Source organism: Catenuloplanes niger, from assembly GCF_031458255.1.
Classification (GTDB): domain Bacteria; phylum Actinomycetota; class Actinomycetes; order Mycobacteriales; family Micromonosporaceae; genus Catenuloplanes; species Catenuloplanes niger.
In genome coordinates this window covers 3,335,337-3,349,030 of the sequence record NZ_JAVDYC010000001.1, presented here as the reverse complement: position 1 = coordinate 3,349,030, position 13,694 = coordinate 3,335,337, and the positions used below count along the sequence as shown (strand labels likewise).

12 protein-coding genes are annotated in these 13,694 nt (G+C 65.8%); 5 read left to right on the top strand and 7 right to left on the bottom strand.

Annotation, left to right across the window (positions count from 1 at the left end; genetic code table 11):
• The first annotated feature begins 20 nt into the window (after positions 1 to 20).
• The 3 genes from J2S44_RS14575 (at position 21) to J2S44_RS14565 (ending at position 3,646) form a co-directional block, all read left to right on the top strand.
• Positions 21 to 1,184, top strand: coding sequence for an acyl-CoA dehydrogenase family protein (locus tag J2S44_RS14575; protein ID WP_310413431.1), 1,164 nt, complete (start codon positions 21 to 23; stop codon positions 1,182 to 1,184).
• A gap of 101 nt (positions 1,185 to 1,285) precedes the next feature.
• A complete protein-coding gene (locus J2S44_RS14570; protein ID WP_310413428.1) occupies positions 1,286 to 2,470 on the top strand; it encodes a hypothetical protein in 1,185 nt (394 codons plus the stop codon).
• A gap of 861 nt (positions 2,471 to 3,331) precedes the next feature.
• On the top strand, positions 3,332 to 3,646 hold the full coding sequence (locus J2S44_RS14565; RefSeq protein ID WP_310413425.1) for a type II toxin-antitoxin system RelE/ParE family toxin: 315 nt from the start codon (positions 3,332 to 3,334) through the stop codon (positions 3,644 to 3,646).
• Between the two features lie 168 nt (positions 3,647 to 3,814).
• Here the strand turns inward: J2S44_RS14565 and J2S44_RS14560 are convergent, their stop codons facing one another.
• On the bottom strand, positions 3,815 to 4,066 hold the full coding sequence (locus tag J2S44_RS14560) for a hypothetical protein (RefSeq protein WP_310413421.1): 252 nt from the start codon (positions 4,064 to 4,066) through the stop codon (positions 3,815 to 3,817).
• Here J2S44_RS14560 and J2S44_RS42910 point away from each other — a divergent pair.
• Positions 4,010 to 4,312: a helix-turn-helix domain-containing protein gene (locus J2S44_RS42910; RefSeq protein ID WP_374727981.1), complete on the top strand. Its 303-nt coding sequence runs from the start codon at positions 4,010 to 4,012 to the stop codon at positions 4,310 to 4,312. The genes J2S44_RS14560 and J2S44_RS42910 overlap by 57 nt on opposite strands.
• A complete protein-coding gene (locus J2S44_RS14555) occupies positions 4,309 to 4,899 on the top strand; it encodes a hypothetical protein (RefSeq protein ID WP_310413419.1) in 591 nt (196 codons plus the stop codon). Before J2S44_RS42910 ends, J2S44_RS14555 begins: the two co-directional genes overlap by 4 nt.
• Positions 4,900 to 5,046: 147 nt before the next feature.
• On the opposite strand, the gene J2S44_RS14550 is transcribed toward J2S44_RS14555, so the two are convergent.
• The 6 genes from J2S44_RS14550 to J2S44_RS14525 form a co-directional block, all read right to left on the bottom strand.
• The gene (locus J2S44_RS14550) at positions 5,047 to 6,045 is read right to left on the bottom strand and encodes a hypothetical protein (RefSeq protein ID WP_310413416.1); all 999 of its coding nucleotides are present in this window, start codon (positions 6,043 to 6,045) and stop codon (positions 5,047 to 5,049) included.
• A gap of 197 nt (positions 6,046 to 6,242) precedes the next feature.
• Positions 6,243 to 7,286 carry a protein-L-isoaspartate O-methyltransferase family protein gene (locus J2S44_RS14545; protein ID WP_310413412.1) on the bottom strand — a complete coding sequence of 348 codons (1,044 nt, stop codon included), beginning with the start codon at positions 7,284 to 7,286 and terminating at the stop codon, positions 6,243 to 6,245.
• A gap of 42 nt (positions 7,287 to 7,328) precedes the next feature.
• On the bottom strand, positions 7,329 to 8,432 hold the full coding sequence (locus tag J2S44_RS14540; RefSeq protein WP_310413409.1) for a hypothetical protein: 1,104 nt from the start codon (positions 8,430 to 8,432) through the stop codon (positions 7,329 to 7,331).
• A 2-nt stretch (positions 8,433 to 8,434) separates the two neighbouring features.
• Entirely contained in the window at positions 8,435 to 9,388 is a 954-nt protein-coding gene (locus J2S44_RS14535) for a thiopeptide-type bacteriocin biosynthesis protein (RefSeq protein ID WP_310413406.1), read from the bottom strand.
• On the bottom strand, positions 9,370 to 10,551 hold the full coding sequence (locus J2S44_RS14530; RefSeq protein ID WP_310413403.1) for a lanthionine synthetase C family protein: 1,182 nt from the start codon (positions 10,549 to 10,551) through the stop codon (positions 9,370 to 9,372). Before J2S44_RS14530 ends, J2S44_RS14535 begins: the two co-directional genes overlap by 19 nt.
• Entirely contained in the window at positions 10,548 to 13,610 is a 3,063-nt protein-coding gene (locus tag J2S44_RS14525) for a lantibiotic dehydratase (RefSeq protein WP_310413401.1), read from the bottom strand. The genes J2S44_RS14530 and J2S44_RS14525 overlap by 4 nt, the downstream gene beginning before the upstream one ends.
• Positions 13,611 to 13,694 lie beyond the last annotated feature (84 nt).

Below are 13,694 nucleotides of genomic sequence, written 5' to 3'. Positions count from 1 at the left end.
TAGCAAAGGGAAGGGCCGCAATGTCGACAATCCCATCGTTCGATGCGTATCAGCTGCCTGAAGATCATGATGCGGTACGTGAAGCCGTTCGCGCAGTGTGTGACGCAAAGGTCGCACCAAATGCGGCCGAAGCGGACGAAAAGGCCGAGTTCCCCGTGGCTTCCTATGACGCTCTGCGCGCCGCGGATTTTCACGCACCTCACATCCCGGAGCGGTTCGGCGGCGCCGGGGCGGACGCGCTCGCGACCGCCATCGTGATCGAGGAGGTGGCCCGCGCCTGCGCCTCGTCCTCCCTGATCCCCGCCGTCAACAAGCTCGGCACCATGCCGTTGTTGCTGGCAGCGTCCGTGTCGCTGCAGGAGCGGTACCTCCGCCCGGTCGCCGCCGGCGAGGCGATGTTCTCCTACTGCCTCTCCGAACCGGAGGCGGGCAGTGACGCCGCGTCGATGACCACACGGGCCGAACGTGACGGCGATCACTATGTGCTCAACGGCGCCAAGCGGTGGATCACGAATGCCGGCGTCTCCGACTTCTACACGGTCTTCGCGGTGACCGACCCGGCCGCCCGCTCCCGGGGCATCTCCGCCTTTGTCGTGGAGAAAACGGACAATGGCGTTTCTTTCGGTGCACCGGAGAAGAAACTCGGCATCAAGGGCTCGCCGACCCGCGAGGTCTACTTCGACAACGTGCGCATCCCGGCCGATCGCATGATCGGCGACCCCGGCACCGGCTTCGGCACCGCCATGCGCACGCTCGACCACACCCGCGTGACGATCGCGGCCCAGGCCGTCGGCATCGCGCAGGGCGCACTCGACTTCGCGCTCGGCTACGTCAAGGAACGGCGGCAGTTCGGCCGCCCGCTCGCCGACTTCCAGGGCCTGCAGTTCATGCTCGCCGACATGGGCATGAAGCTGGAGGCGGCCCGCCAGCTCACCTACGTGGCCGCCGGCAAGTCCGAGCGCGGCGACGCCGACCTCACCTACTTCGGCGCCGCCGCCAAGTGCTTCGCCTCCGACGCCGCCATGGAAATCACCACCGACGCCGTCCAGCTGCTCGGCGGCTACGGCTACACCCACGACTACCCCGTCGAACGCATGATGCGCGACGCAAAGATCACCCAGATTTACGAGGGTACGAATCAAGTCCAGCGGATCGTGATGTCGAGGCAGCTGCTCAAGGGCTGATGGGCCAGCATTTCAGCAGCTCAAGGCTAGTGCCGGGTCAATGTCAACTGATTGGTTGGCATTGACCCGCTGTGGTTGTTTTCGATCGTCATGCTGGCCAAATGCTGGCCATCCAGAGTGGACATATCGTGGTGAGTCGATGGGCTTCGCCCGTGGTCCGGCGGGCACCCGATACCGAGACAGGAGCTGCGGCGAAGATGTGGAGGGAGATATGGTCGGCGATCGCCGGCCTGTGCCCCGGCATTCCTCTCGGCGAAGATCAACGGCACGAGCCACCAGCAGTCGCCGTCGTGCGCACCCCGCGGGCACAGCCGTACAGTTTTACCACCGTCACCGGACCGCATATCGTCATCGACCAACACCTGCTCAGACTCACCCATCGGTGGAGCCGCATCGCCGACATGGCCGCCCAGCAGGATCCTGACCTGGTGCGCGAGTTCGACGACCTCTACGCGGAACGCTTCTACCTCATCGGCGAGTTCGGCTTCAGCGCATTCTGCCGCTCCTCGTACCGCGCGTACGCGGCCGAACGTGAACGCCTGCCGCCCTTTCCCGCTCCGGCCGCAGAAGCCGATTTTTTGAGCCGTTCCGGCATCCAGCACTCCTTCATCGTCGGCCACGAGCTGGCCCACGTCGTTGTCGCGGCACTTCCGGCCGACGCCCGTGACATGCTCTTGCGCAAGCTGCGGGACACCTACCGCACAGGGCAGCCGCCGGAGCCCGGTGGCCAGGAGATCTCGGCGCCTGCCCTGACCAGGATCAGTGAAACGGGCACCCTTGCCACGGAATGTCTCTGCGACGCCTTAAGCCTGGTTGGCCTGCTCAACCAGTCCTGCGCCCTCGACGATGCGCTGGATGCCGCTCAGGACGCCGTCGGCTTGCTTACCGTCCTGCACCTCGTTGATCACAACGTTCGGGAACATTCGCGGGAGGCCCGCGGCAACAGACCACCGGGCGGCGATCCGCGGAAGACCGCCGGTGAGTTCGACGATTTCTTCACCCGGCGCATCTGTCTGGTCTGGCTGGCCAATTATGCCCAGGTGGTCCTCAATCGATCCGGCATGGCCGGCCGGGCCGCGTCGATATCGCAACGTGCGATCGCCTCAACCGAGCGCGTGGACACGGTGCTGCTCGCGCTGGCGGACTTCATGCCCGGCCGAGGCCTGACCGACGACACGAATCTCGCCGACCTGGCGCTCATGGTAATGGCGATGCAAAGCCAAGCCTCGGCGCGCGCCTACCTCGGATTCGCCAGTCCGGTTGCACCCGCCACGCACAGTCCGTGATGCACTCCTATCGACGCAGGACGTGCTGCACCTGCATCGACGACCGGGCCGCCACAAGTGCGGGACGATCATCCAGGTGCAGAATGGGACCCGACCCTCCTGCTTGCGCAGGAGGGCCTGCCCTGTGGCCAGGCCGTGCGTGCGGATCTCAATGACGGTCCCTTCACGCGTAGTCATCCGGATCATGATCTGGTGGGTGCCACTGGTATGAGGTGGTGCCGACCGCAAGATCCTGTTGAGGCGGAAACGCTCGACCAGATGGTCGCCGACGTGGTTGCGAAGGCAGTCCACGCCACTCCGAGCATCACAGGGGTCGGTTCTAGCTGGAGCGGTCCGACCGAAAAGGCCGGATTTGCCCCATGCGTGCTCTTTGGTACGGAAGGGGCTACTGGTTCAAACCTAGTATCACCCAGCAGCAAGTTGCAGGTCAGAGGGCAGATTCGGGAAGTTCGAATCTGGCCGATCATGTGGTGGCCGTCCTCGTTTCTGCGGGTCCGAGGTCACCTCGCGAATGGCGGCTGCCGTACTAGGCATCGCCGTTTTGCTCGCCTATTTGCCGAAGTTGTCGTCGCACTTGATAGATCCGATATGCGACGGTAGTGTGATTTTGAACCGCTTCGCGAATTACTTCCGTCTCTAGCGGGTGGATTCCAAGCGTAGCAACGGCGGCACTCGGCCGACGTAGTCGATCTTTTGCGCGAGTCAATGTGGAGTGACTTGCGATGATCGGCCGTATAAGATGGACTCAGCCGTGCGGTCGAGTTCCAGGTGCCGCGAGCCTTGCGCTGGACCGCCCGAAGGGAGTCGCCCCGGATGTCCGAGCGTCCCAGGATTCGTCGAGTTCGATTTTATCACTCGGCAATGGGTAAGCGCGTGGCTCGGGATGAGTTCCTCAGCCTCCCTGAGGCCGGGCAGGCGGCGCTTCATGATCTATTTACTCGATATGAGAATGGGCGCGAGCGTGCTGGTGAGGTTGAGCCAGTCAAGGATACTGATCTCTGGGAATTTCGTGTTCAGGTGGGAACCAATCCGTTTCGGGCATATTTTTTTAAAGATGGTCCGAAATACGTAATTGTTGTCGTTTGCACCTATAAAAACCAGCGCAAAATGTCTAAAACGGACAAATCGACAGCACGGAGGCGAATGGCGTCCTGGCGAGCGCAGGGTGTCGACTAGCGTACTCCTTCGAGATTTGGCTACCATGCTCGCTCCTGACGCGCTACGATCGGTCGTAACCGATAAGCGCTGAGGTCGTTATCGCGGTGGTGGCGAGTGAACCTGAGTCACTGCTTGCTCTCCGGGTGGGAGGCGGTACGGCCGGGTGACGTTCGAGGATGTCCAACCTCAAGGGTGTGAGGGTTTATGCGGGACCGTGAGGATGACTTCGATGAGCTGGCCGACCTGCTGAGTGAGGCCGCGAATCGGAACCCGGGGTTCGTTGGCGCTCTCGAAGATGTGCAGGCTCGCCAGGCTCTGCTTGATCAGCTGATCCAGATCCGTAAGAGTCTCAAGATTTCCCAGCGAGTGGTTGCTGAGCGCATGCAGACTACACAGTCCGCAATCTCTGATATTGAGAATGGTGTTGTTGATCCGCACCTGTCGACTATGCAGCGTTATGCGCGGGCTGTGACGGCCAGGATTCTTCTCACGGTAGACCTCCCGCACGACTCGCCTTGGTGCGAGATGTGGTTCTACTCGCGTCCGAAGGGCGTTGCACGGATTAGGGCGGGTGAGCCGGCGCAGCCTCTGCGCCCCTCTGTCCGCAGTTGGCGAGAGCATTCCAGTGCGGCCCCTGTGGCTCGCATGGATGAATCTCGGACCTCTTTTCATCTTGCAAGATGACTGATAACGAGGATCTCGGTGCCGCCCAGAGGCGCGCGGCGCGGGTTGCTGCAATGGCTGACCTGCGGGACATTCGCCTTTTTAGGGCAGTGGTTGAGTTCGATCATTTTCCTCAGGTTGGCACCATGTCGTGGGACCTTGAGATGACTCCTGTTGTTCGGTATGAGACTGGAGACGACTTCTTCGTTCTTGACGTTGACTATGCCGTTAAGATCGAAGAGGGTGAGGATGAGCCTAGCGGCGACGAAGAGGGCTCTAAGCAGGTCGCGATGCTTGAATTCAAGCTTGCTGCTCTTTATAGCCTGGAAGTGCCTTCAGGTAAACCAGTTCCGACGAGCGATGAACTCGAAGCCTACGCCAAGACCGCTGGAACGCTTGCGGTCTATCCTTATGCTCGAGAGTTTGCTCAGAATTTGACGGCTCGAATGGGGATCCCCCCTCTGACATTGAGTACGCTCAGGTTGCCGTATCCCGAGGCTTCTCCCTCTGCTGACTTAGAGTCGAGTGGGAGTGCTGAAACGCGCAAGCGGCCGCCAGTGCGGAGGAAGGGCGGAAGCGGATCCAAGGCGCCCGATGATATGGATTGAACGTATCTCGTGCTCATGGCCAGAGGTCGCAGGTTCAAGTTTTGTCCCCGCCACGAGAAGTTGCAGGTTATAGGTCGAGAGCAACGCGGCTCACCTGGTTGGAGCCCGCCGCATCGTCATCATCGGGGTAGATGCAGAGGCGCAACCCTAGAAGGGCGGTTCGTCCCACGAGTCTCGGGCCGATGCGGGCCATGCCGCACTTGGCAAGGGCAGGTTCGTCACCACGTATAGGTTCAGGATGTCTTCGCGGTCCATGAAGAGGACCTGGCTGCGCTTGGTGGCGTCGAGCTTGTTGCCGAGCCAGTTTCTTGCGGCCTTCGTGATTTCGCCGCCAGCCACGATGAAGGCGTGATCCACCAGGACGCGCTTGCCGATCTCCGGATCGAAAATCTCGTGTCCAAGCATCATCAGCAGCTGATTGTAGATCTCTGCGACGTTGGTATTGCCGGCCTTGGTGACCCCCGCCGAGTCCAACTTGTCCCGCTTGGCTTGGATGCCGAAATAGAGGACGTGCTGGGTCGGCAACGTGTACTTCATCCAGACGTCCTTGCCATACTCCAGCTGCTTGTCTCGGTGGCCAGCTGCGGTGATTCGATGGAACCCGAGCTGGCGATATAGCGGCAGCAGGACATCTTCGATCAGCTGGTCCTCAGAGGCGCCGTCTAGGTACGCAATCAACTGTTCACGTTTCTCGACCTCAGCTGGCGAGAATGGGCGATGGGGATTCGGTGCGGGCATCGCCAGCGTGTTCGTCGAGATGTGCCGTAGGTAGCACTGGTTGTCCTCGGCGTAGAACGCTTCGAATCCCTCTCGCTGCAACGCTGCATTCAGAAGGGCAAGCGCCTTCGGTCGGTGCTTCTCCTCGTTGAGTGCGTCCTCCTGGTCCATGAGCCTACGGATGAGGCGAGTGAAGGTGTCCGGAGGTATGTGGGGGCCAGAGTGCGGCTCCTCGAGGATCTGGGCGACGGTGTCTGCGGCCCATCGCCGACGAGTGGAGCCGTCGTGCCGGTGCTCCGTATCGATCTCCTCGAAGAACTGAGTGATGTACATGCTGCTTCGATATGGGAAGTAGGAGGTATCGCCCTCCTCGGCATCGCCGACGATCATCTCGCCAAGCTGGCTCAACGTTCGCGGCCGGAACTTCATCGAACCTCCTCCTGACGGGTGGCCGCAGCATAGCTCATCGCAAATAAGTTGAGGATCTCTCAGACTGGATGATTGCACATGGCACACGGCCGTTCCAGGGAAGCTCAGACTTCGGGCTGGGTGCGGCGTAGGAGTCCGCTTCGTGCCGCCTAAGTCGCGGCAGGCTTACTCACAACCTGCATTCGATTGAAGCCGGGTCAATATTGGTCGTCAAATGGGGGAAGGCTGACGCGTAGGTCCCAGCCGGCGAGGTCCGACCCGTGGTACGGCATGAGCGTGGTGGGGAACGAGCCGGCGTCCGGGCGGTCGGCTGTCTCCCACCGGTCCAGCCAGGTCCGTAGGACTTTCAGGGACGGGGAGTGCGGGGTGTCGGCGATGATGGTGCCGTCGGCCAGGATCACGGCGGCCGAGTTGAGGGTGGTGTGTCCGATCCCGCGGATGCGGTTCCGTAGCGACACGAGGCTGAGGTGCCGGTCGCCGATCGCGGCCGTGTACGCGGTCCACGATCGCCATGCCGTCGACATATCGTGATAGGCCTTGGTGTGCCCGGCGTGGAGAAGCCGGTCGAGGGCAGCGCGGGCGCCGGTGCGCTGTGGGTCGTCGTCGCGCCAGGCAATGGAGATCCAGGACGGGTCCTGCTGGTGGTCGCAGTAGTCGACCCAGCGGCCGGGGATAGTCAGCGCGTCGTCGACCGCGGTCGCGGTGCTCTGCGCGTAGCCGCCCCCGGTGACGTCCAACAGATGGGGCCGCCCATCCCGAACGGTGATGGTGGCGATCAGCGTGGTGGACGGCAGCGCGGTGATCGGCAAGCAGGCGACGATCCGTCCACCATCCTCCACCTGGTTTACCCACGTCTGGGGTAGTCGGGGCGGCGCGCACCAGGCCACCATGCGGTGGTAGCTCGCGGCAGACGGATAGCCGGCGAGGCCGTCGGCGACGTGGAGTTCGAGGCCGCGGATGTCGTGCTCCCGGTGGATCGCCGTGGCGCGGGCGATGAGCTCGTCGCTGATGTCGATGCTGGTGACCCGGCCGTGGGGTCCGCATAGGCTCGCGAGGATGGCGCTGCTGTACCCAGAGCCCGTGCCGATCTCCAGGACCCGGTCGCCGGGCCGTACCTCCAAGGAGGTGATGTCGCGGCGGATCGCCGCAGGGTCCGAGCGGTGTACCGTTTCTCCCCATCGCGGATGGTGGGTGTAGGCGAGCGCCGGTACGGCATCGAAGGCGTCATCGAGTGCAGTCACAGCCGTTCTCCGAGCTCGCGCGGGTAGACCGGAAACTGCTGCTCATCTGATTGTCGCCGCCAGCGTGCGTTCTGCGACGTGCACCGCTGTGGTCAACGCCGACAGCAGCGTGTCGGGCACTGTCATCGCGCCCAGGCCAGCCGATGCCACGATGCGGCCGAGTTCTTCGCGTTGTGGCGGCGGCAGATGGGCGTTGGGGTGGCGAAGAAGCTCGCGCGCCGCATATCCGTCAGGCGCGTCGAGGGTCTCGGCCGTCACCTGATCGATGAGACGCTGGACCTCGTGTCCATGGCGCTCGCCAGTGAGGGTGGCTGCGCTCAGGGCCCAGCGAGCCCGATAGTGCTCGTATCCGGGGACGGGGTCGTGCGAGTGGTAGATGTCGTGCATCGCGCGCACCGCGTCGGAGCTAGTGGCGGGTGTGGCGCACATGACCGCGATGCATGAGTCGACCTGATGTTCCCAGGGTTCGGTGAGCGTGCTATCGGCGAGGAAGCTACGGGCCGTCGTGGTGCCATCGTGCAAGAGGTGGCCGATCGTGGCGGCTTGGCGGCCTTCGAGCAGGTGCAGTCCGACGCCGTTGAGGTTCTTCGCGTGCTGTGCGGCCTCGTCCCATCTGCCGGCCAGGGCGTGGATGCGGATCCCTTCGTTGAGATATTGCAGCCACGTCCATCGGACGAGATCACGACGACCTGCCGTTGATCCGGTGAGTGCTGACAGCGGCAAGGTCCGGGTTCCGATGGTCAAGTCGGTGCCGGTGGTGATCGCCTGATACATCGCGTGCAGCAGTGCGAGGGCGGGGCGGCCGGCGTCGGCGCGGATGCGCAGGCGGACCAGGTTGAGCACGGGCTCGAGGAGATAGCCGGCGTGCAGGGTGGTGAGCGGTCCGGGCCGTAGGTAGGCGTTGATGTGCTGCCAGCACCAGCGTGTGGCCAGGTCGGGCAGTCCGCAGTCGCTGGCGATCAGCGCTGCCATGTTGAGGACGTTCGCGGCTTCCTTCATGTCGGCGCCGGCGTGTGCGGTGGTGGCAGCTTGGGCGACTGCGGTGACGCGTTCGGTGAGAGCGGGGCAGGCGGGGCGTGGCCGTCCGATAAGCGGGAAGTAGCGCATCGCGGCGCGGACATGCCCGGGGATGGTGGCGATGTCCATGGCTAACTCCGGGGGAGGAACGCCGCGGTGGCCGCACGCGCGAGGATGCCTTGCGTGGTGGCGGAGAGCCCGAGTCGGTTCCAGTGAAAGATGACGATGTGGGCGGTGATGGCGCGTATCCCGCGGTCGAGCGTGCCGTTCGCCGCTGCGGCCGCGAGTTGCTGGCCGGCGTTGGTGTGCGCGGTATGCCAGAGTGCGGCGTGGTGCGCGGCGCCGCCGGGTTGGAACAGGGCGTGTGCGGTGTCAGGGACGGCGAGTAGCGCGCGTACGTTGTCGGCCAGCATGGCGAGCCTGCCGTCGTCGGCTTCCGCGGTCGGACGTAGCTGGGCGACTTTCGCGAAGGCGTCACCGCGTTCGAACCAGTCCAGGCCGGCGGCGTGGAGGAATCCACCGAGCAGGAGAAGCGACAGCTCCCGGCGGCCCAAGGGCTGCCGTGGTTGACGGAGGTAGTGCAGGACACCTCGGCTGTCGGCGCAGAAGAGTTCGTGGGCGACGGCGATGCCGGTAGGGCCGCCGAACGCGGTGGTCTCTGGTTCGTAGACGGTGGGCCACCAGCGGCTCGCGCCGCCGGTGGCGGTGAAGTCGTCAAGGATGCGGTGGACGGCGGTGATGTCGGGGTCGGCGAACCGGAGGCGCCATTGCGGGTGTTTGCGCAGGAACCACCATCCGCCGATCGCGTCCTGGTGGTACAGCTCGTCCAGGCGGGGCCCGAGTTGGTGGGCTACGGCGTGTTCTGCGGCGGCCCAGTCGGGGAATGCGATGCGTACCTGATACCAGCGGTGGCCGGTGTGGTGCTGGAGCGCGGCACGTCCGGCTGCCTGGTAGATGTCGACGGCGTCGGCGAGATCGGCTGTGCTGACTCCGGTCGAGGCGGCGGCCTCTGGCAGTGGGGTGCCGGCGAGGACGCGTTGGACGGTGTCGGCCAGCGGTGTGGCGGTCAGGTGATAAGTAGACATGTGTCCCATCCGATGGAGGCGGCACCGTGGCGGATCGTCTCGGCGGCCAGGAGGATGCCGGCGTTCCCGGTCAGGAGCCCGGTGTTGGGCGCCGCGGGGGCCCGTTCGATGGTCGAGTGAAGGGCGGATGTCAGGACGGGCAGGTGCTGAGCGAGTGTGGGGTGGTCGCTGTCGGCTGCGGCTCGGTGCATGGTGAGGGTGAGCCCGGCGAGGCCGTGGCATAGGCCGAGATCGGTGAGTCGGCCGAGGTGCCGGTCGGTGAGGCAGTCGGTGAGGGCTTGTTCGGCGATGGTGTGCAGGGCCCGGTTGCGGGTGGTGATGGCGGCGAGCTGGAGCGCGCGGGCGATTCCCGGGGTGCCGTAGCACCATGAGGGCCGTCCCGGCGCCACAGCCGAGATGCGGCCGGTGCGGAGTTCGTCGAAGGTCAGCCACTGCGGCCACCACGTCGTGCCGTTGGTATCTGTCTGCTGCCATCGTGCGAACCAGCTGGTGAGGTCGTTGATGGCTTCGGCGTGGCCGTCGACGATGTGCCCGTGGTGCATGGCGAGGGCGAGCAGGGCGAGGATGCCGGCGGCGCCGTGGGCCATGCCTAGGTTTGCGTGCCCGCCCGGGGTCGGCAGCGTGGGGTCGGGGTCATGTGTGACCCACCATCCCGGCAGCGGGTCCTGCGCGCGTGTGCGGGGGAGAGCCATCTGGGTCAGGTAGCGCAGTAGGTCGGCGAATTCGTCGCTGCCGGGGGCCCGGTGCAGCAGCAGGGCGCCGATGCCGGTGAGCCCGTGGAACAGGTCGTACTCGCGGTGTGTGGCGGCGGCGCCGTGGGCGATGCGCGCGCGGGCGGTGGTCAGCCGCGCCCGGGTGAGCCGCAGAAGGTACGGATCGAGGTTCATGGCCGCGTGTCGGTAGCGGTCGTCTGCTTGCGCGGCGCAGTGAAGAAGGAGCCCGATGGTGGGAGCGCCGTAGTACAGGCCGGCGTGCGGGCCGGCATCTACCGGACCGGTGGCCACGGCGTGGACTCCCGCGCGGGCGTCTGCCCAGGTTCCGGTACCGGCGTGTGCCCGCACGAGCTGGAGGAGGGCGAGCCCGGCGGGCCCGTCGGCGAGCGATTGCCGGATCGCTGCTGGCGTGTCCAAGTCGACGGCCGGCACGTCGGAGTTCTTGATCATCGCTGGCCTCTGGCGAGGGCTCGCTGAGCGGCGGCGCGGGCCAGCCGGTGTGTGACCTTCTCGAACGCGGGATCGAGACCGAGCGCCCGCACGTGGTGGTCGCGCAGCAGCGTCGCCAGCACACCGGCCGGGTCGCGCTGGCGAGCCAGAAGCCCGAAGTAGCGTCCGAGCGCGGCATCCCGCGCCTCCCACGCCGAGATGAGTTCCGCTGCCCACGGCGGTGCCGGCGCGGTGCGGGTGGCGTCGACGAGAGTGAGAGTGTGCTGGTTAAGGGCGCGATCTGACGGACCGGTCTGCCGAGGGACGTGACAGGAGATGTTCCGGTAGCCGGTCGCGGCATCGGGGGCGAAGGCCGCCGCGATCCGGGTCATGGACACGGCCGCTAGCGCCTGCGCGGGAATACCTGTCGTGGCGGCGACGCCGATCTGGGCCACGGCGCAAGCGGTGTCCGCGCCGAACACGCTCTCTGCGGCGGCGAGGGCCTCGCCCCGGCCGTACCGTCCGGGCTGATCTTGGTAAGGCACGAACGACAACTGGCCGGGAAGGCCCCGGGTCATCAGGTCGGCGGTGAATGCCGCCAGGGCTGCTGCGGCGGCGGGATACTGGTCCAGCGCGTGTAGGCGGAGGACCAGGATGAGGTGCTGGTCTGCGTCGACCCGCACGAGGTCGCGCTGGCGCAGGATCCACCAGCGGCCGACCATATCCGTCAACGAGGTGGTGAACGCGGGAAGGCGGCGGATGATGTCGTCGAAGCGCGCCGGATTGCCGGCCAGCCGCGCCTGAATGACGGCCGAGCCTCCCGGCAGGAACTGCTCACCGGGCGGCGAGAGATCGGGCAGCGAACGCCTCGGCGGCGAGACAGCGGTCATCGGGATCAGCAGTTCCGCGGGGCGTCCGATCCAGCCGTGGTCCTCAGCATTCGCGTCTTCATACAGCTCGACCCGTCCCGCTTGCGCGAGCCGGTAGCGCAGCAGCGCCTGGTCAAGGTGATGGTCAAGGTCCAAGGGCTGGCGCAGCTCACCGTGGCCGAGCACGATGCGGGCCGGCACCCGCCACCGCTGCCGCCAGGTCTGTAGCCTCACCTGCCACTGATCAGCCTGATCGGCGGGTACGTCGGTGCTGGTCAGCAGCCACCGTGCCGGGGACAGGACAGTGCGCCGGTACCGCACACGCGGCAGGTACGGCAGGGTACGCGCGGCGCCGACATCGAAAGGGCCGAACACCGCGGTGCGGGCGTCAGCGACTTCGGCGAGGAACCGCGCTAGCGGCGGACTCTGCACGACCGTGTCCAGGGCATGTGGAATGTGGGGAATGACCCGACGGCCAGTGGATATCTGAACCAGATACATCTGATCCGCGTCGGCGGTGACCGCGAGATCGTCAAGCGCGATCGCCCGCCCGGTGGGGTGCTCGGCGAGCGGTACGACATCAGGTAACACCTGCGGAACGCGGGCCACGTTCTCGTTGTATGGCCGGCGCGGCGGGAACGACAGCTGCACCGCCACCGCGTCGTCATCCGGCGATGGAGCAGCGCAGGCGGCGGTGAGCCGCGCGCGCTCTGGCCCGGCGAACAGATGTATGAAGCGGCCGGCCATGCTCGTCGGCGTGCCCGGCGCGGCCGCGAACCTCAAGCGGAAATCACCTTGATCGAGTGCCGCGAGCGACCGGGTGTGAACGGCCACACCCAGTTCGATCCTGGACGGCGGAATCACGTCCGCGGACTCCCCGACGCTCAACGCGTCCACGTCAGCGTCCGTCAGGACGATCTCGTTGAGGCCGTCCAAAGCGGCCCGCTGCACCAGCGCCAAGAACACCGCATCGCGCTCCGTCACGCCGCGCCAGCTCGGATGGGCGCGCGGCGCACCGAGGTAGCCGGTGGGGAATCCGAGGCCGGAGTCGGAGACCAGCTCGCGTACCGGCACGAGCGCGCCCTGACCGTAACGGGCCCGGAACCGTGACCGGTAGTCCTGCCACGCCGTCGACCCGAACGGCTTCGTCGACACTCGCAGCAGCACGTCCGCGGCCTGGCTCGCCTCGATCAGTACCTGCCGCGGGATCCGGATGTGAGCGTCGAGCCGGGTATCCACGGCCAGCACCTGTGAGGCGTCGGATACCAGCTTGCGCATTCGCGGTGCCAGCAGTCCGCGCAGCTCGGCCGCGCGGACCGGATCGTCAGCCATGTTGTGGTCCTGGAGGAGATCCCGGATCGCCTCCAGCTCGTTGAGTACCGGAGCGACGTCGTCGAGGTCCCGTCCACCGGCAGTGATCACGGTGCCGATGAGATGCGGCAGGGCATCAGCGACAGTCATCGGCGGCCGCATGTTCGTGAGCAGAAATCCCTGATGTAGCAGCCCTTCGACTACCGCCACCATCTGCTCGGTTCGCGCAGCCGGGAACGTCTCGCAGAGCGCGGCCACAAGGTCATCAAACCGCCGAGGGACCACGGAGAACCTCATCGCGGCCTGCACCGGCCGGGTGAAACGCACGGACGCCTCACGCGGCAGTACCGCCTTACCGCCGCCCCGCTCAGCGCGCAGCGCAGTAATCAAACGACCGTCGCGAACTACGCTCGTGTTGTCGGCGACGACGTACAGCCGCTGACGCAAAGCATCATGACGTTCGAGCACGCTGATGACGGCCAAGAGCCACTCGCTGTCGGCGCGTGCGATCGCCCGATGCCGCAGCCCGACCGACGCGCTGGCCGCTCCGCCATCCGCCAGCGCCACACCGGCGAACACTCCGAACGGCGTGACGCGACGCTGCCACCTCAGCACATACCCGGCGAGCGACACGACCGCACGACGTAGATCTTTGACCGGGGCGTCGCCACCTGCTTGCGTGACACGATCGAGGTGAGCGACGAGGCTCGGGCTGGCCAGCATGATCGCGTCTCGCACGTCGGCACGCGACCACGCGCTCGTCAGCCATTCGGCGCCTTCTCGACGTACCGCAGCGTCGTCGGCCACGCGGAGCTCGGACGGAGCGTCCAGGTCCGCCGGGGCGGTGGTGGCGCGGACGATGATGGCATCGCCGCACCGGAAGATGGGCGTGACGGTCACGAGCCGCCTCCTCGACATGGGCCGGGCAACGATGGCTTGCGGTGGCTCCGGCACGGTGCCCGATGGATAGGGCACCGTGCCGGA

Excerpts from the sequence above, each read along its gene's own strand:
- J2S44_RS14530 (WP_310413403.1), bottom strand. The coding sequence starts at position 10,551 with ATGATCAAGAACTCCGACGTGCCGGCCGTCGACTTGGACACGCCAGCA.
- J2S44_RS42910 (WP_374727981.1), top strand. The coding sequence starts at position 4,010 with ATGCAGACTACACAGTCCGCAATCTCTGATATTGAGAATGGTGTTGTT.
- J2S44_RS14540 (WP_310413409.1), bottom strand. The coding sequence starts at position 8,432 with ATGGACATCGCCACCATCCCCGGGCATGTCCGCGCCGCGATGCGCTAC.
- J2S44_RS14570 (WP_310413428.1), top strand. The coding sequence starts at position 1,286 with ATGCTGGCCATCCAGAGTGGACATATCGTGGTGAGTCGATGGGCTTCG.
- J2S44_RS14555 (WP_310413419.1), top strand. The coding sequence starts at position 4,309 with ATGACTGATAACGAGGATCTCGGTGCCGCCCAGAGGCGCGCGGCGCGG.
- J2S44_RS14550 (WP_310413416.1), bottom strand. The coding sequence starts at position 6,045 with ATGAAGTTCCGGCCGCGAACGTTGAGCCAGCTTGGCGAGATGATCGTC.
- J2S44_RS14565 (WP_310413425.1), top strand. The coding sequence starts at position 3,332 with ATGGGTAAGCGCGTGGCTCGGGATGAGTTCCTCAGCCTCCCTGAGGCC.
- J2S44_RS14575 (WP_310413431.1), top strand. The coding sequence starts at position 21 with ATGTCGACAATCCCATCGTTCGATGCGTATCAGCTGCCTGAAGATCAT.
- J2S44_RS14535 (WP_310413406.1), bottom strand. The coding sequence starts at position 9,388 with ATGTCTACTTATCACCTGACCGCCACACCGCTGGCCGACACCGTCCAA.